General features: G+C 53.4%; 16 protein-coding genes and 1 tRNA gene. 8 read left to right on the forward strand and 9 right to left on the reverse strand.

All coding sequences use genetic code 11. The features are described 5' to 3' along the window. Positions 1-54: 54 nt before the first annotated feature. The 8 genes from pheT to ABJU74_RS08630 form a co-directional block, all read right to left on the reverse strand. Positions 55-2,427 carry a phenylalanine--tRNA ligase subunit beta gene (gene pheT / locus ABJU74_RS08595; protein ID WP_348383465.1) on the reverse strand — a complete coding sequence of 791 codons (2,373 nt, stop codon included), beginning with the start codon at positions 2,425-2,427 and terminating at the stop codon, positions 55-57. Next, positions 2,424-3,539 (reverse strand): phenylalanine--tRNA ligase subunit alpha, encoded by a 1,116-nt coding sequence (gene pheS / locus ABJU74_RS08600; RefSeq protein ID WP_348383464.1) that lies wholly within the window; start codon positions 3,537-3,539, stop codon positions 2,424-2,426. The genes pheT and pheS overlap by 4 nt, the downstream gene beginning before the upstream one ends. Positions 3,540-3,650: 111 nt before the next feature. Then, entirely contained in the window at positions 3,651-4,013 is a 363-nt protein-coding gene (rplT, locus tag ABJU74_RS08605) for a 50S ribosomal protein L20 (protein ID WP_108811565.1), read from the reverse strand. A gap of 43 nt (positions 4,014-4,056) precedes the next feature. Next, the gene (gene rpmI / locus ABJU74_RS08610; RefSeq protein WP_348383463.1) at positions 4,057-4,257 is read right to left on the reverse strand and encodes a 50S ribosomal protein L35; all 201 of its coding nucleotides are present in this window, start codon (positions 4,255-4,257) and stop codon (positions 4,057-4,059) included. A gap of 146 nt (positions 4,258-4,403) precedes the next feature. Continuing rightward, the gene (locus tag ABJU74_RS08615) at positions 4,404-5,312 is read right to left on the reverse strand and encodes a helix-turn-helix domain-containing protein (RefSeq protein WP_348383462.1); all 909 of its coding nucleotides are present in this window, start codon (positions 5,310-5,312) and stop codon (positions 4,404-4,406) included. Next, on the reverse strand, positions 5,300-6,079 hold the full coding sequence (gene hisN, locus ABJU74_RS08620) for a histidinol-phosphatase (protein WP_348383461.1): 780 nt from the start codon (positions 6,077-6,079) through the stop codon (positions 5,300-5,302). Before hisN ends, ABJU74_RS08615 begins: the two co-directional genes overlap by 13 nt. 166 nt (positions 6,080-6,245) lie before the next feature. Beyond that, a complete protein-coding gene (locus ABJU74_RS08625; protein ID WP_348383460.1) occupies positions 6,246-7,181 on the reverse strand; it encodes a ribose-phosphate pyrophosphokinase in 936 nt (311 codons plus the stop codon). A 113-nt stretch (positions 7,182-7,294) separates the two neighbouring features. Next, positions 7,295-8,086, reverse strand: coding sequence for a LytTR family DNA-binding domain-containing protein (locus ABJU74_RS08630; RefSeq protein WP_348383459.1), 792 nt, complete (start codon positions 8,084-8,086; stop codon positions 7,295-7,297). A gap of 170 nt (positions 8,087-8,256) precedes the next feature. Between ABJU74_RS08630 and ABJU74_RS08635 the strand changes: the two genes are divergently transcribed. The 7 genes from ABJU74_RS08635 to ABJU74_RS08665 all read left to right on the forward strand — a co-directional run bounded on the left by ABJU74_RS08635 (position 8,257) and on the right by ABJU74_RS08665 (position 14,826). Further along, entirely contained in the window at positions 8,257-8,814 is a 558-nt protein-coding gene (locus ABJU74_RS08635) for a DUF2306 domain-containing protein (RefSeq protein WP_348383458.1), read from the forward strand. A 53-nt stretch (positions 8,815-8,867) separates the two neighbouring features. Next, the gene (locus tag ABJU74_RS08640) at positions 8,868-10,526 is read left to right on the forward strand and encodes an NAD+ synthase (protein ID WP_348383457.1); all 1,659 of its coding nucleotides are present in this window, start codon (positions 8,868-8,870) and stop codon (positions 10,524-10,526) included. Beyond that, positions 10,523-11,860, forward strand: coding sequence for a glutamate--tRNA ligase (gene gltX / locus ABJU74_RS08645; RefSeq protein WP_348383456.1), 1,338 nt, complete (start codon positions 10,523-10,525; stop codon positions 11,858-11,860). The genes ABJU74_RS08640 and gltX overlap by 4 nt, the downstream gene beginning before the upstream one ends. A 166-nt stretch (positions 11,861-12,026) precedes the next feature. After that, complete coding sequence (locus ABJU74_RS08650; RefSeq protein ID WP_348383455.1) at positions 12,027-12,698, forward strand: TonB family protein; 672 nt, start codon at positions 12,027-12,029, stop codon at positions 12,696-12,698. 15 nt (positions 12,699-12,713) lie between these two features. After that, entirely contained in the window at positions 12,714-13,196 is a 483-nt protein-coding gene (locus tag ABJU74_RS08655) for a hypothetical protein (RefSeq protein WP_348383454.1), read from the forward strand. Beyond that, positions 13,190-14,167 carry a bifunctional diaminohydroxyphosphoribosylaminopyrimidine deaminase/5-amino-6-(5-phosphoribosylamino)uracil reductase RibD gene (gene ribD / locus ABJU74_RS08660; RefSeq protein WP_348383453.1) on the forward strand — a complete coding sequence of 326 codons (978 nt, stop codon included), beginning with the start codon at positions 13,190-13,192 and terminating at the stop codon, positions 14,165-14,167. The genes ABJU74_RS08655 and ribD overlap by 7 nt, the downstream gene beginning before the upstream one ends. 44 nt (positions 14,168-14,211) lie before the next feature. Then, the gene (locus ABJU74_RS08665) at positions 14,212-14,826 is read left to right on the forward strand and encodes a riboflavin synthase (RefSeq protein WP_348383452.1); all 615 of its coding nucleotides are present in this window, start codon (positions 14,212-14,214) and stop codon (positions 14,824-14,826) included. Between the two features lie 7 nt (positions 14,827-14,833). On the opposite strand, the gene ABJU74_RS08670 is transcribed toward ABJU74_RS08665, so the two are convergent. Then, positions 14,834-15,625 (reverse strand): DUF1134 domain-containing protein, encoded by a 792-nt coding sequence (locus tag ABJU74_RS08670; RefSeq protein ID WP_348384010.1) that lies wholly within the window; start codon positions 15,623-15,625, stop codon positions 14,834-14,836. Between the two features lie 336 nt (positions 15,626-15,961). Between ABJU74_RS08670 and ABJU74_RS08675 the strand changes: the two genes are divergently transcribed. Then, positions 15,962-16,053, forward strand: a tRNA-Ser gene (locus tag ABJU74_RS08675). Positions 16,054-16,078 lie beyond the last annotated feature (25 nt).

The raw sequence follows: 16,078 nt of genomic DNA on the forward strand, positions 1-16,078 counted from the left end.
CCATATTGAACTGCTTTCTTGAGGACCGGGCCATTTATCCGGGACGACGAACAGCTATCCTCTTAGCGCTGCACCCAATTTCGCGGCACCCGCCACCACCTTGTCCGATACGGCTTTCAGATCCTCTTCGATCAGGGTCGCATCAATCGGCTGCAATGTGATTTCCACAGCCAGTGATTTCTTTCCTTCGCCAACGCTTGCGCCTTCAAACAGGTCAAACAGACGCGCGCCAACAATCAGCTTCTTGTCTGCGCCTTTGACTGCCCGCACCAGATCGCCAGCGGGCAGATCCGCATCGACGATGAAGGCGAAGTCGCGCGAAACCGCTTGTAAGGCCGGCGGGGCAAAGGCTTCCCGCATATGGCCTTTGGCTTTCTTTACCGGGATGGCATCGAGGAAAATCTCGGCAGCCACGGCAGTGCCTTTCAGACCCATGGCCTTGGCGACCGATGGATGCAGCACGCCATAGGCGGCCAAAATCTTCTTGGGTCCCAGACGCAGCGTGCCGGATTGCCCGGGATGGTAATGATCGCCGGCTTCGGAGAAATCCATAAGCTTGCCCGTAGGGGCGCCAGCAGCTTCCAATATCGCAAGCACCTCGGCCTTAGCATCGAACGCATCATATTTTGTTGCCGATCCGGCGTGCCAGCTGCGCGCGCGATTTTCGCCAGCCAGTATCAGGCCGATGGTTTGATGCTCGGTGGATTCAAGATAGCGGCGACCGACTTCGAACAAGCGAATGGACGATGCGCCGCGATCAGAATTGCGCTGTGCTGCGGCAAGCAGACCCGGCAAGAGCGACGGACGCATGACTTTCAAATCTTCGCTGATCGGATTGGCCAGCGACCATGTGCCGCCGCCAAACGGCGCGGCTTCTTTTTCGGAGATAAAGCTCCAGGTCACGGTTTCATTTAAGCCCCGCGCGGCCGCGGCCCGGCGGGCTTTGCGTTCGGCGAGCTGTTCGGGTGATGCGGTTGGTTTTGCAACCCCAGCCTGACGCGGCAAGGGCGTTGAAGGAATAGCATCCAGTCCTTCGATACGGATAATTTCTTCCACCAGATCCTGCCAGCCTGCGACGTCACGACGCCAGGTCGGAACCGTCACCTGCCAATTGCCATCGACGGTGAAACCGAGGGCCTCCAATAGGGATTTTTGTTTGTCCGCCGCGACATTGATACCGCCCAGTGTCAGGCATTGGGCCGGATCATAGCTGATTGTCCGGGTGTCGGTAGGCGGCGTACCGGCACGCGTTACAGCGCTGGCTGTGCCGCCGCAAATGTCGAGCACCAAGGCCGTTGCAATATCAATGCCTTGGTCGAGAAAAGCGGGATCCACACCCCGTTCAAACCGTTGCCGCGCATCGCTGGTCAGCATCAGCTTCTGCCCAGTTTTGGCAATCGAAGCAGGATCAAAAAAGGCGCATTCGATCAAAACTTCGGTGGTTGATTCTTCTGACCCGGTATCCGCTCCGCCCATAATGCCACCGATATCATGCGCGCCATTGTCATCGGCAATCACGGTCATGGTTTCGTCGAGCACATATTCCTTGTCATTCAACGCGGTAAGCTTCTCGCCGGCTCTCGCCTTGCGCGCCACCAGACCGCCGTTGAGCTTGGCAACATCATAAACATGCAACGGGCGGCCATGGTCAAGCATTACATAATTGGTGATATCAACCAGAGCGTTGATCGGTTTTTGGCCTGCTGATTTCAATCGCGCTTGCATCCAGTCCGGGGCACTGCCGTTGGTCAGGCCGCTCACGGTACAGCCATAGAAAGCCGGACAGCCCTCATCATTTTCGGTGCGAACATCAGGGCCGTCACCGCTGCGCTTCACGGTGTCCACGGCCAGTGGTTTTAGCTTACCAATTCCAGTGGCCGCCAAATCGCGAGCAATGCCGCGCACGCCCATACAATCTTGCCGGTTCGGGGTGATCGCCACATCGATGACCGGATCATCAAGTTGCGCATAATCGGCATAGCTGCTGCCCACCGCAGATTCTGCATCTGCGGGCAGCTCGATAATACCATCATGATCATCACCCAGCTCCAGTTCACGGGCGCTGCACATCATACCGAAACTCTCAACATCTCGGATTTTGGCAGGCTTTAGCGTAAAGTCACTGCCCGGAATATAGGTGCCGGGAGGGCCGAAAACGCCAATCATATCTTTGCGTGCATTGGGCGCGCCGCAGACCACTTGCCACGGTTCACTGGAGCCATCATCAACTTTGAGCAGCTGCAGCTTATCAGCATTGGGATGCGGCCCGGCTTCAATCACTTTGGCGACGCGAAACGGATTGAGCGCATCGGCCGGATTTTCCAGACCTTCCAGCTCGAGACCAATATCGGTCAGCTTGTCGGTAATTTCGGTGAGGCTTGCCTCGGTTTCGAGATGGGCTTTGAGCCAGCTTAGCGAAAATTTCATGCGCCTACTCCCCCGCTTAACGTGGGAACGTCGAGCGCGTCAAAGCCATAATGTTCTGTCCAGCGCAGGTCGCCGTCAAAAAACGCCCTGAGATCATCCATGCCATATTTGAGCATCGCTAGCCGATCGATTCCGCAGCCAAAGGCAAAGCCTTGCCAGACTTCAGGGTCCAAGCCGCAATTTTTGATAACATTGGGGTGCACCATGCCCGAACCAAGAATTTCCATCCAGCCACCTGTATCACCGCGCGGGTCGCCGCCAATGATCCGCCGTCCTTTTTCAACGGAAAAGCCCACATCCACTTCGGCGCTGGGTTCGGTAAAGGGAAAATAGCTAGGACGCAGGCGCAGTTCGATATCATCGCGTTCAAAAAAGGCGCGCACAAAGGTTTCGAGCGTCCATTTCAAATGGCCCATATGAATGCCTTTGTCGATGACCAGACCTTCCACTTGGTGGAACATAGGCGTGTGGGTGGCATCGCTATCGGAGCGATAGGTCCGTCCCGGTGCAATAATATAAATGGGCGCGCCTGATCCATCGGTCTGTTTGGCGATATCCATCATCGTCCGGATTTGCACTGGCGACGTGTGGGTGCGCAGCAATTTGGGCATGCCCGTTTCGTCCGTTTGCGGGAAATAAAAGGTATCGTGCATCGCGCGCGCAGGATGGGTTTCGGGAATATTAAGCGCGGTAAAATTATGCCAATCATCTTCAATTTCCGGCCCGGTCGCGACCGAAAATCCGAGATCTGCGAATATTTCAGCCAGCTCATCCATCACTTGAGACACCGGATGGATGGAGCCTTTGGGCGCGTTGGGAGGCGGCAAGGTCATGTCGAGTTTCTCGGTGGCCAACTGCGCATTGAGCGCAGCGCTTTCGATCGCTTGCTTGCGGGCGGCAATAGCATCGGCCACAGCCTGGCGTGCGCCATTAATTTTTGGCCCCTCGCTCTGTCGTTCTTCGGGAGTCATTTTGCCCAAGGTTTTGAGCAAAAGCGAAATTTCCCCTTTTTTGCCCAAAGCGGCTACGCGAATGGCTTCCAGCGCATCACCATCGCTGGCGGAATCGATCTGTTCGAGATATTTCGCTTTAATTGTCTCACTGTCGCTCATGACTCTACCCTATTTTCCTTGCTGATCGTCTAAAGCAGGCTGCGATGAAAAACCCAATAAAAAAGCGCCGCGAGATTGCTCCCCGGCGCTTCTTTGAAACTATTTAAACGCTTAAGCTTTCGCTAGAGCATCCTGCGCCTGTTTGATCAAGCCACTAAACACCGCCGGTTCATTCATTGCCAAATCGGCCATGACTTTGCGATCCAATTCGATGCCGGCCAGCTTTGTGCCGTGAATGAAGGTGCCATAAGTCATGCCTTCTGCACGCACCGCAGCGTTAATCCGCTGGATCCAGATAGCGCGGAAGGCGCGCTTTTTCACTTTGCGATCGCGATAAGCATATTGGCCGGCTTTTTCGACAGCCTGCCGCGCGACGCGGATGGTATTTTTGCGACGGCCATAATAGCCCTTCGCTTGATCCAATAATCTTTTATGTTTTGTACGAGTGGTCGTACCCCGTTTTACACGTGCCATTTTCTATATCCTTGAAATTTGAGAAGCGATGGAACCCCGGTGCTTAAAGCCCGTAAGGTGCCCATTTCTTGATTGTTTTTGCATCAGCATCAGCACAGTTTTTGGTGCCGCGATTTTGCCGGATATATTTGCTATTATGGCTCATCAAACGGTGGCGTTTTCCTGCTACGCCGTGCTTAACTTTGCCGTTGGCGGTGATTTTAAAGCGTTTTTTCACACCACTTTTGGTCTTCAACTTGGGCATTTTGGTCTCCTTTGAAAGCAACCGTTACGGACACATGTGGCAGCCCAACACTGGCCAGTGCGTCACATCGGAAGGGCGGCAATAGCTAGATTCGTCTGAATTGCAAGAAATAATGCATGAAAAGCTGCGCTTTTTGTGCGCTTTGCCTAGGCGGCGTTGCAATTATCATCGGATTCCGGATCCACCGGCCGATCCATGGCTTGCAAAGGGCGCCCCAATGCTTTTGTCCGCTCCGAAGCGCCAATTCCGAATATCGGATGGGGTTGCGCCATATATTGCCGCGGGGTTAGGCCCATGAACCGCTTAAAGTCGCGATTAAAATGCGCTTGATCATAATAGTTCAGATCGACACATTCACTCCAACTCTGAGAGGGGTTCATCAGTGCTTGACCTAATGTGCGCACGAATCGTTGACGGCGCAGCAATAGTTTCGGCAGAAAGCCAAAAACCCGGTTCGAAAAGCGACTGAGCTGTTTGGTGTCCATCTCAAGTCGCTCACTGAGCGCGCTTACGCTGTCAATATTCGGATCCGTCAGCGCCAAATGGGCCGCTTCAATACGATCATCTTCCGCATCAGCTGGTGGCAAGGCCTGGAGCAACAAGTGATTGCATTTGTCGACCATGTCCGCTTCGCTTTCCGCTGTCTCAATGGCTTTCCAGATCTGCGCAAAAAGTTCAAATTTATGAGCGGATTCCACATCGACCACTTTATTGGCCCAGCGCGCAGCAGGTTGCCCGACAAATTTATGCCAACCCAGCGGCAACAGTCCAAAAGCGGCGATACGGGATGATTTGCTAGCGATCGGTGCAGCCAGGCTTGTCGGGCCTGTCATCGCGGCCCGTGGCGAGGGCTGCGGCTTGTGGTCGGGGATAGTCATGTCGACGCTACCCCGATAAATATAGCGGATGCTTGCCCATTGCGGCAACAGCATGTCCGAGACCTCGGTTCCATCCGCACTTTCAATTTCTGTGAAATAATAGGTCGTCAAATAGCGCTGAAGCGGCGGCGGCGGTAAAACGAACCGCGTTTTGCTGACAGGCTCTAGTGCTGACATGCAATCGCCTCTAACACGTCATCAACCCGTGCGTGATCGCCAATGGCAAGGACGTGACCGTCCGATTCCGCATGCAGCGGTTCACCGGACCAATCGCACATCAAACCGCCAGCACCATCAATAATCGGGGCGAGAGCGGCGAAATCATGCAGCATCAAGCCCGCTTCACACACGACATCAACATGCCCGCTGGCAAGCAATCCGTAATTATAGCAATCGCCGCCGTAGATAATCTTGCGCGGCGCAACTTTTCCGGCGAGGCTCATAAAATATTTGGCGTCATGATCGTCAAATTGATGGGGTGTTGTGGTTGCCAGTACGCCATCTTTTAATTCTCGGCACCGCGCCGTTTTGGCCGGTTTGCCATTAAATGTCGTTGGCCGACCAACCACACCGACCCAGCGTTCCCGGGCGATCGGCTGATCGATAATACCGATTACCGGCCAGCCATCTTGCATAAGCGCGATGAGCGTCCCGAATATCGGACGGCCGGCGATGAAGCTGGTTGTGCCATCAATGGGATCGAGTACCCATTGGCGCGCGGCGCTCTCGTTAATTGTGCCATATTCTTCGCCAATTATGCCGTCATCGGGTCGCTCGGTTTCAATAATTTTGCGCATCGCTGCTTCGGCGGCGCGATCCGCTTCGGTCACAGGCGTCGAGTCACTTTTTGATTCTTGGTCAAATTTGGCGCGGAACAGCGGCCGAATAGCAGCACCTGCGGCGTCGGCCAATTGTTCTGCGAGGGCAATATCTTTGGGGGTCATTTTCCGTTCCATCGTGCAATTGGGGTGCACTTATGAGTGGCCTTTATGCCCCCGCTTTAGAATATTGCCTTGCCCATGTCATCAGCCATTAGTCTCTCTGGGTGCGCAAGACGCCTCAGATGATGGAAAATAGAGCACCGCCTGCGCGAATCTGTCCCAATGGTGGTTAGTCGAAAAGGCTCGATACGCTGGTTTCGTCGGCAATGCGTTTAATTGCTTCGCCCAAAAGCGGTGCAATGGTGAGATGCCGAATTTTGTCCGATTCCTTCACCGCATCGGTGGCGCCGATGGAATCGGTGATGACCAATTCTTTCAAGCCGCTGTCATTAATCCGGGCGACGGCGCCGCCAGACAGGACGCCATGGGTAATATAAGCAACCACCTCGGTAGCGCCTTTGGCTTTAAGCGCATCGGCAGCATTGCATAAGGTGCCGCCGCTATCGACAATATCATCGATCAGGATGCAAAAGCGTCCGGAGACATCGCCGATAATATTCATCACTTCAGATTCACCGGCGCGTTCGCGGCGCTTATCGACAATTGCCAGGGGCGCGTTGTCCAATCGCTTGGCAAGCGCCCGGGCGCGGACCACACCGCCCACATCGGGTGAAATAACCATCAGTTCATGGCTGGCAAAACGCGCCTGAATATCCGCAGACATAACTGGCGCGCCGTAGAGATTGTCGGTCGGAATATCGAAAAAGCCTTGAATTTGACCGGCGTGCAAATCAACCGACAAAACGCGGTCTGCGCCGGCTTCGGTGATTAAATTGGCCACCAGTTTTGCTGATATCGGCGTCCGCGGGCCGGGTTTGCGATCCTGTCTTGCATAGCCGAAATAGGGAATGACCGCTGTGATGCGCTTGGCTGAAGCGCGCCGCAAAGCATCGATGCCGATTAGCAATTCCATCAGATTGTCATTGGCCGGAAAGCTGGTCGATTGCATGATGAAAACGTCTTCACCGCGGACATTTTCATGAATCTCTATGAAAATCTCGTCATCCGCAAATCGTTTAACGCTGGCATCCGTGAGCGAGATATCGAGATAATCGGCGACAGATTGGGCGAGCGACAAATTGCTATTGCCGGACATGAGTTTCATTGTTTGGCTTCCCCCCGAGAGCAGGCCTGCCATCCTCTTGAAAGCGCCGACCCTATGTGATTGATTCGCACCCCTGTTAGACAGATGAAACGCAAATCAAAAGTGCCTTTTGATCAAATCCAGCCCAATTGTTTCAACTTTGTGACATAAGCGCGCGAAACGGGAACTTCGAGACCGCTGTTGAGCACCAATCGAAGATTTCGGCCTTCGCGTTTTGTCTTTTCGATAGCGTTGCGCGCGACCCACCAACTGCGGTGCACTTGCATGCCTTCTAACGGTTCGATCTCACGTATGGCATCGCTGAGGCGCAGCAACAGCATCTCGCTATGAGAGGACGAATAGACCCGCACATAATGATCTTCCACGCCAAGCGCGATTACGGGATCAGCAAATCCTGATGGCAACCGGTCTCGCAAAGGAAATTTTACCGCCGCAGGCGGTGGTGGCGGCGCTGAAGGCTGGGTCTCGGATGGTTGAACCGGCTCGGTTTCATTCGAATCGAACAACAAACGCATGAACAGAAAAATGCCAAAGCCGATAAGCGCGCATTGGATATATAAGCCAAGAAATCGATCGCCGAAAAAATCCGCATCAAAGCGCATGCCCGAAATGGCAAAACCAATGAGAAAGGTGAGTGGGAGCGCGGCCACCGCTGTGGCCAATGCTTCGGCGCCCCAGGCCGGAAGGGCGACCGCTTCGCGCAACCAGTTGGCACTAATGGATACCGGGCGAAATATCGCATAGCCAATGAGGATGAATCCAACCCAATAGGCGAGGCGCAAGGCCAGCGGCATCGCATAGGTGCCAAAGGGACCCAGAAAACCAAAGACCAGACCAATTAGCGCCATGACCAACAATTCTACGGCGATCCATTTTAAAGACCATCTTGTTCTTATGTCGCTCATCGCTGCCCAATATCGCAGTTGGGAAGGTCCACTCACGCTTCGTGAATGGGCAAAACCCTGTTTTTTCGCTCTTTCTACGAATAAGCCAGGCCAATGGCGTAGGCAAGCTGGATTTCATTTTTCCAACGGTCACTCTGTCTCTCAAAGCACAATCATGGAAGGGCAGCAAAATGAACAAAGCAGAAAATACCGGCAAATCGGTCGCGCAGAAGAAAAATGGCTCTAGTCCGCAGAATATTATTCTAGGCCTTGGGGCCACAATATTGGCGACACTTATTCTGATGGCCTTGTCCAGTCTTTCGGGCGGCTTTGCATCCGGATCCGCCAGCGAGGCCGTGCGCCGGCCGGCGCTAAGTGTTCCGGTCATCATTCATCTGGCCACTGTGATTCCAGCCATTCCTTTGGGAGCCTATATATTATGGCGACAAAAGGGGGATTGGCTGCACAAACAATTAGGTCGCACATGGGGCCTATTGATGATGGTCACCGCGTTGGCCAGCTTTTGGATCGGCCGACCGGGCCATGGTATTGCCGGGTCCGGCTTAAGTTTCATCCATATTTTTTCGATCGTGACCTTAATATCCATCCCATATGGAATTTGGCAAATTCGGCGCGGTGATGTGGAAGCGCATTATCGCGCCATGCAAGGGCCGTATATTGGCTTGCTGGTCGCTGGTCTATTTGCTTTCATTCCGGGCCGAGTGATGGGGGCGTTGGTTTTCGGGTGAAGAATTGACACAATTTATTTGCCCGATGCTGCCGGGGTTTCTATCAGGGGCAAATGACAGCAAAGCTCACCATCACCTTGGCCCAATTGACGCAATCTGTTGGCGATTTGCGTGGCAATGCCGATGCCATGATTGGCATATATCAGACCAAGCCAGAGAGCGATCTGGTGGTGTTTCCCGAATTGCAGCTGATTGGCTATCCGCCGGAAGATTTGGTACTAAAACCGGCGGTTGTCGCTCGCGCAGAGGCAGAATTACAGCGATTGGCTGACGAAACTGCAGGCCGTAAAACGGCCATGCTCGTCGGGTCGATTTTTCGCGAAAAAGATAAATTATATAACGGCGTCGCTTTGCTTGAAGACGGGGTGATCACGCAAGTGCGCTATAAAGTTGAATTGCCTAATTATGGCACATTTGATGAAAAGCGCTTATTTGCCTCCGGACCAATGCCGGATCCGGTTGAATTTCGCGGCGCGCGAATTGGATTGCCGATTTGTGAGGATGTCTGGTTCCCCACGGTGTGCGAACATCTGCGCGTGCAAGGTGCAGAAATATTAATCTCTGTGCACGGCAGCCCTTATGAAATTGAAAAAGATGATCGCCGGCTCGGTCAGGTGGCGACGCAACGGGTACGCGAAACCGGATTGCCGCTTTTATTCCTCAACCGAATAGGCGGCCAGGATGAAGTCGTGTTTGATGGTGCGAGTTTCATTCTCAACGGCAATGCGGACATTGTTCATCAACTGCCTGATTGGGAAGAAGCCATTGTCGACAGCGTCTGGACCAAGACGGATGCATCAGGTTGGTCCTGTGCACCGGGCGTGATCCATAAATTGGATGATCACCCGGCGGATATATACAATGCCATGATAGTTGGCTTACGCGACTATGTGAATGCAAACCATTTTCCTGGCGTCATTTTGGGTCTGTCCGGCGGCATTGATAGCGCATTATCCGCCGCGGTTGCAGTGGATGCATTGGGAGCGGATCGCGTCTGGTGCGTTATGATGCCATCGCGCTTCACCAGTCAGGAAAGCCTTGATGATGCAGCCGGTTGTGCAAAATTGCTCGGGACCCGGTTAGATAATATCTCTATCGTGCCAGCGGTTGAGGGCTTTGATGCCATGCTGGAAGGCAGTTTTGCGGATGAGGACGTGGATATTACAGAAGAAAATATCCAGTCGCGCATTCGCGGCGTAACCTTGATGGCGATGAGCAACAAATTTGGGCATATGTTGCTGACCACCGGCAATAAAAGCGAAATGAGCGTCGGTTATGCGACTATTTATGGCGATATGGCTGGAGGATATTCTGTTCTCAAAGATGCCTATAAGCTAACTTGCTTCAAGCTTTCGGAATGGCGCAATCGCAACAAGCCTTCTCTTGGGCTTGGACCCGATGGCCCCGTCATGCCGGATAATGTTATATCCAAACCGCCCAGTGCAGAATTGCGCGAAGATCAGAAAGACAGTGATAGTCTTCCCGATTATGAAATACTCGATCCACTGCTCCATGGCTTGGTCGAAGAGGAATTATCCGTATCGGATCTTGTCGCGCGGGGCTTTGACCGTGAAACCGTGATACGGATTGAAAAATTGCTGTATATTGCAGAATATAAACGGCGCCAGGCACCGCCGGGTGTCAAACTCGGGACACGCAATTTTGGCCGCGACCGGCGTTATCCCATTACCAATGCATTTAGGACAATATGACCATAAAAACTCGCTTTGCACCATCGCCCACTGGCCATCTTCATGTGGGCAATATTCGGACAGCACTTCACAATTGGATGTTCGCCAAGAAACAGGGCGGCGCCTTTGTGTTGCGGCTGGACGATACGGACAAAGAGCGGTCCAAAGAGGAATATGTCACCGCAATTCGCGCTGATCTGGCCTGGCTGGGCATTCACCCCGATAGTGAAGAGCGCCAATCGAGCCGGTTTGATCGCTATGAAGAGCGCTTCGAGGAGCTAAGAAAATCAGGGCGGGTTTATCCCGCTTATGAAACCGCACAGGAATTGGATCTGAAGCGTAAGGTTCAGCTCGGCCGGGGTAAACCGCCTACTTATGATCGGGGCGCTTTGGATCTCACCGATTCAGAAATAGCGGATTTTGAAGCGGAGGGCCGCAAAGCCCATTGGCGGTTTAAATTGGATCACGAGCAAGCGATTGAATGGACGGATCTCATCCGTGGCGATCAGCATTTTGATCCTGCATTATTGTCCGATCCGGTGATCCGTCGGGAAGATGGCAGTTGGCTATATATGCTCCCGTCGACGATCGATGATATGGACATGAATATTACCCATGTCGTGCGCGGCGAGGATCATGTCGCCAATACGGCGGTGCAGATTCAAATGTTTCAAGCCTTTGGCGCAGCCACTCCGGAATTTGCTCATGAAGCCTTGTTGGTGGGTACAGAGGGAAAGCTTTCCAAGCGTCTCGGTTCGCTCGGCGTCGGCGGTTTTCGGGAACGGCATATTGAGCCCCAATCGATTGTGGCTTTACTGGCGCGGATCGGCACCAGCGATCCGGTTGAACCAATTGCTGACGTTATGACGTTAGTGGAAAGTTTTGATTTTAATCGTTTTGGACGGGCGCCTGCGCGATTTGACGATGAAGAACTGGCGCAGCTAAACCAGAAAATTGTCCATCTCTTGGACTATGATGATGTCCGCCAGGTTTTGCCGGAAGCGATGACCGCGGAAGCATGGGCCGTGGTGCGTCCCAATTTGCACGATATGAGCGAAGTAGACCGTTGGTGGCAGGTGGTCACGGGGCCGATTGGAACAGCGCAATTGGAAGATGAGGACCGTGAATTTGTTGCACAGGCATGCGCCATACTCGAAGCGCTGCCATGGTCCGAGACAATCTGGAAAGAATGGACCAGCGCATTGAAGCAAAGCACGGGACGCAAAGGCCGATCCTTATTCATGCCGTTGCGCTTGGCCTTGACTGGATTGGATCATGGTCCTGATATGGGGGCATTGCTCCCGCTTATGGGACGAGATTCCGCTCTTAACCGGCTGAAAAACGACTTTTCCTAAGCGCTGCACCCGCGCGGATACTGGTTCGGGGCTACGGGCTCGTGTACAGGGCCAATTTGCAATTTTTGCGATATAGTATATCATCTCACAAGACGGTGCGGTTATAAAGCGCCAAAAAATGGAGCAGCTGCACTGTCATCCGAGGAGACGGATGAAAGGACAGGCTATGAGTTTCACATCAAGCTATGCGCACAAACCCCCCAATTATAAAGGTATTGGAATGGCCATTGGCCTCCATGCATTGTTTTTGGCCGGGGCTATGTCGTTACCGGCGATAACGGCTGAAATCCCTTTTGAAGGCGTCATCACCGCTTATCCGATTGAAGAGGACAAGAAACCAGAGCCACCAACCCAGACGATTGAAGACCCCGCTGTAAAGGTGAAGCCTGTGGAACAAAAGGCCCGGCCCCAAATGCCGATTGTCAAACCGATCACATTGCCAAAGGCGCCGGTTGTCAACTATGGTGATGGCGATCATGCAATCGAGTTGAGCGGCGGCGGAGAAGGCCTCGATTTCCCGGTGGTACCGTTGGACCCAATTGCTGAACCTATCATGGTGCCGACCAAATTGAGCACCCGCTACCGCAGCCAATTTCAGCCGCCTTATCCATCGGGAATGTTGCGCCAGGGCATAGAAGCGGTGATTACAGTGAAAGTGCTTGTCGGCGTCAATGGTAAGGTGAAAAATATCCAGCTGGTCGACAGTCCTCATCCCAGTTTCTGGACAGCCACACAGCGCCATGGGCTGCGCAAATGGCGATTTGAACCCGCCACTAAAGACGGGGTTCCCATTGAAAGCTGGACTATGTTGAAGATCAAATTTGAAATTCACGACTAAGCCTAACGCTGTGACTTGGCCCGTTACGCCAGAAAAAATGGTGCAACTGGGCTGGTCATAGCGGGTTTAAACGCCTATTTGGTCTGTATGAAAATGCTGAAAGATGTTTCCGTCGGCGGCGGATTGAAAGACTTGATCACCCTGCTGCGCCGTCATCCTAAAGAACAAGCCATGCCCGCTCTATTGGCGCTGGGCTGTTCGGGATTCATCTTCTTTCTGTTCATCATTGACCCCAAAGTGAACACAGATGTCTACGTCCCGCAAGAAGTCGTCTATGTGGAAAACTGGTCGATGGAGCGGTCGGACGAAGACATTATGAAAGACCGATGGGACGTGCAATGTTTGAAGGATAAGCGCGATGCCAAGCGGCGCGAAGCGATGAAATCATTAGGCCGGATTTCGGGCATGGATGTTGATGAAATTGAGCGGGAAGCCGAAGCCGAACGCCGCGCACGCGGTGAAGTGGAAGTTGAGCGGCCCGCGGGACTCACATGCTAAACTACCAACAAGATTCTCGGTTCATGGCTGTCGCCTTGGCCTTGTCCGAACGGGGTCGCGGCCGCACCGGCAATAATCCCAATGTCGGTTGCATCATTGTCAAAAATGGCATCATCATCGGACGGGGCTGGACCCAGCCGGGCGGCCGCCCACACGCAGAAGCCATGGCTTTGGAACAGGCTGGCCCAGCGGCGGCCGGTGCGGATATTTATTGTACTATGGAACCCTGTGCCCATAAAAGTGAGCGCGGCCCAACCTGTACAGATTTGGTCATCGCGGCCGCTCCCGCGCGGGTCATCCTTGCCACTTTAGATATTGATGCGCGGACAAGACGCCATGGTATCGACCGTCTTGGCGAAGCCGGTATCGCCGTCTCTGTCGGCATATTGGAGCATCAAGCGCAGCGGGTCATGGCCGGCTTTTTTACGCGGATGGAGAAAAAACGGCCGCATGTGACATTGAAACTCGCCCTTTCGCTTGATGGCTGTATCGCGATGGCCGATGGATCGAGCCAATGGATTACCGGCGCGCGCGCGCGGGCCCATGCACATCTCGAAAGGGCGCGCTGCGACGCGATACTGGTCGGATCGGGGACGTTTGAAGCCGATCAGCCGCGCCTCACGGTCCGGTTGCCGGGATTGGCGGACCGATCGCCTCAGCCGCTGGTCCTAGGCAAGACGGATGTTCCAGACCACTGGATTTCCATAGCTGAACCGACGGCCATTTCTGAACTCGATGCAACCAATTGGCTATTGGTGGAGGGCGGAGCGGCTACGGCGGCATCTTTCCTTCAGGCGGGACTGGTTGATAGATTGCTCTTATATCGCGCACCACTTGTGATAGGCGGTGGTTTGCAGGCGATTGGTGATATTGGACTGGTCAATCTTGATCATGGTCATGATCAATGGAATCGTGTGGATCGCCGCGACCTTGGCAAGGATGTGCTTGAGATATATGAGCACGCCGCCTAGGCTCCCGCGCAATCGTTAATGACCCTATTTCATAAAGGCATTTCATGTTTACAGGTATAGTTTCGGATATCGGCACCATTCAATCGGTTGAAGAACGCGGTGATCTGCGATTGGTGGTTGCCTGTGATTACGATATGGATGGCGTTGATATTGGGGCTTCCATTGCCTGTTCAGGCGCTTGCATGACCGTAGTTGAAAAAGGTGCTAATTGGTTTGCGGTCGATGTGTCGGCGGAAAGCATCTCCAAAACGGCAGATACGATGTGGACCGAAGGCGCGCGTCTCAATCTCGAACGCGCCTTGAAAGTGGGTGACGAACTGGGCGGCCATATTGTTACCGGCCATGTCGATGCTGTCGGCGCTGTTGTGGCCATGGAAGCGGTTGGTGATTCCCATCCCATTCGGATAAAGGCTCCGCGCGACATTGCCCCTTATTTGGCGCCCAAAGGATCGATCACGGTCGATGGGATTTCACTCACCGTGAATGCGGTTGAGGATCTTGCCGATGGCGATGTGATATTCGATCTGAATATCATCCCGCACACCGCCAGCGTAACCACATTTGCCGACTTAAAAATCGGCGATGAAGTCAATCTGGAAATTGATATATTGGCGCGCTATCTTTTGCGCATGGAAAAGCTGCGCGCCGCCACCGGTTGATCGCCGTCTAGAAAGGCAGCCATTTTTGCTTTTTGCTAAATTTCATATAGCCGACATTGGCCCCTAATCGGAGGCCTGCGCCCAGCCGTACCGGGATCAAGACTTTGTCGCCGCTGCGCAAATAGCTGACATGAAAACCGCCGATAAAATAGGCTGCGCCCTCGCCTGCCGGGAAGCGTTGATAAAGCTCTTCGGTATCGTAGAGATTATAGACGAGGACAAAACTATTGGCAGCATTGCCACCGACGTCAAAACCGATTGACGGGCCAGTCCAATAAACCGGGCGTTCGCCTTCAATTTTGTGGTGCAATTTGCCGGAACCATAGCGCAGTCCAACGACAAAGGCGCCAGAAGCTTCGCGGCCGGCAATATAGGCATTGGGGCGACCCTGTTTTTTCAATATATCTTCGATGACGCCGGCCAGTCCTTTAGCGCCTTTGCCAAACACACCTTCTGCGGCGCCGATGAGATCATCATCCTGATAGGTGGTGGCATCATCGACATTGGCGATCACTTGGCCGTTATCTTCGCCAACCGATTGATCATAGCCATTACCAGCCAGTCCTTCATCACTGGTCACCGCATTATCGGTAACATCCGGTACAGCCAAATCGTTATCAATCGCGTTCTCAACCGTGGTATTTTCTTCGATCGCCGGAGTTTCAAAATTCCCATCATAATCGGGCGTATCCAAATCCGCATCGATAGCATCATTCGGATCGATGGTTTGCACCTGCGCCATGACCGGCGAAAGCGAAGGCGTTATCGCCAAAGAGGCGACAGCAAACAAGCCGAGCAGTTTCCGGCCGAGAGACTCGCGGATAGTTTTTTTCACAGACATTTCCTTTGGGCACGACTTAGTCATGGGTAAACTCCTTCCCATACCAGCCGCGAATGACCATGGCGTTTCGCGATGACTAGGCAATGAACGGACGACGACCCGAGTCGAATTTGCGACCTGTTGAGGCTTTTTGCCGATTTTTGCGCCAGCCGGCAGGCCATAAGGTAGAATTTGCGCCAATATTCAAAGAAACCGGGAGGGCTGGGATCGATCCGGTCAATTCAGGCTACTTTACCCATTGCAGCAGCGCCATTGCCCCGTTATAGCGCTGGATCTTGGCCAAGCCAGTCATGCGGACACGTGGGTGAGCGGCTGAAACCACCTCCCTGCTAAGGAGGCAAGGGCCTCACGGTCCTTCGAGGGTTCGAATCCCTCCGTGTCCGCCATTTTTATCCACTTTTATAAATTTAA

The sequence above is a fragment of the Parasphingorhabdus sp. genome (genome assembly GCF_039982415.1).
GTDB lineage: Bacteria > Pseudomonadota > Alphaproteobacteria > Sphingomonadales > Sphingomonadaceae > Parasphingorhabdus.

Coding starts and splice junctions, on each gene's coding strand:
- pheS (WP_348383464.1), bottom strand. CDS start 3,539: ATGAGCGACAGTGAGACAATTAAAGCGAAATATCTCGAACAGATCGAT.
- rpmI (WP_348383463.1), bottom strand. CDS start 4,257: ATGCCCAAGTTGAAGACCAAAAGTGGTGTGAAAAAACGCTTTAAAATC.
- ABJU74_RS08635 (WP_348383458.1), top strand. CDS start 8,257: ATGAACAAAGCAGAAAATACCGGCAAATCGGTCGCGCAGAAGAAAAAT.
- ABJU74_RS08615 (WP_348383462.1), bottom strand. CDS start 5,312: ATGTCAGCACTAGAGCCTGTCAGCAAAACGCGGTTCGTTTTACCGCCG.
- hisN (WP_348383461.1), bottom strand. CDS start 6,079: ATGACCCCCAAAGATATTGCCCTCGCAGAACAATTGGCCGACGCCGCA.
- ABJU74_RS08630 (WP_348383459.1), bottom strand. CDS start 8,086: ATGAGCGACATAAGAACAAGATGGTCTTTAAAATGGATCGCCGTAGAA.
- ABJU74_RS08625 (WP_348383460.1), bottom strand. CDS start 7,181: ATGAAACTCATGTCCGGCAATAGCAATTTGTCGCTCGCCCAATCTGTC.
- ABJU74_RS08650 (WP_348383455.1), top strand. CDS start 12,027: ATGAGTTTCACATCAAGCTATGCGCACAAACCCCCCAATTATAAAGGT.
- ribD (WP_348383453.1), top strand. CDS start 13,190: ATGCTAAACTACCAACAAGATTCTCGGTTCATGGCTGTCGCCTTGGCC.
- ABJU74_RS08640 (WP_348383457.1), top strand. CDS start 8,868: ATGACAGCAAAGCTCACCATCACCTTGGCCCAATTGACGCAATCTGTT.
- rplT (WP_108811565.1), bottom strand. CDS start 4,013: ATGGCACGTGTAAAACGGGGTACGACCACTCGTACAAAACATAAAAGA.
- gltX (WP_348383456.1), top strand. CDS start 10,523: ATGACCATAAAAACTCGCTTTGCACCATCGCCCACTGGCCATCTTCAT.
- pheT (WP_348383465.1), bottom strand. CDS start 2,427: ATGAAATTTTCGCTAAGCTGGCTCAAAGCCCATCTCGAAACCGAGGCA.
- ABJU74_RS08665 (WP_348383452.1), top strand. CDS start 14,212: ATGTTTACAGGTATAGTTTCGGATATCGGCACCATTCAATCGGTTGAA.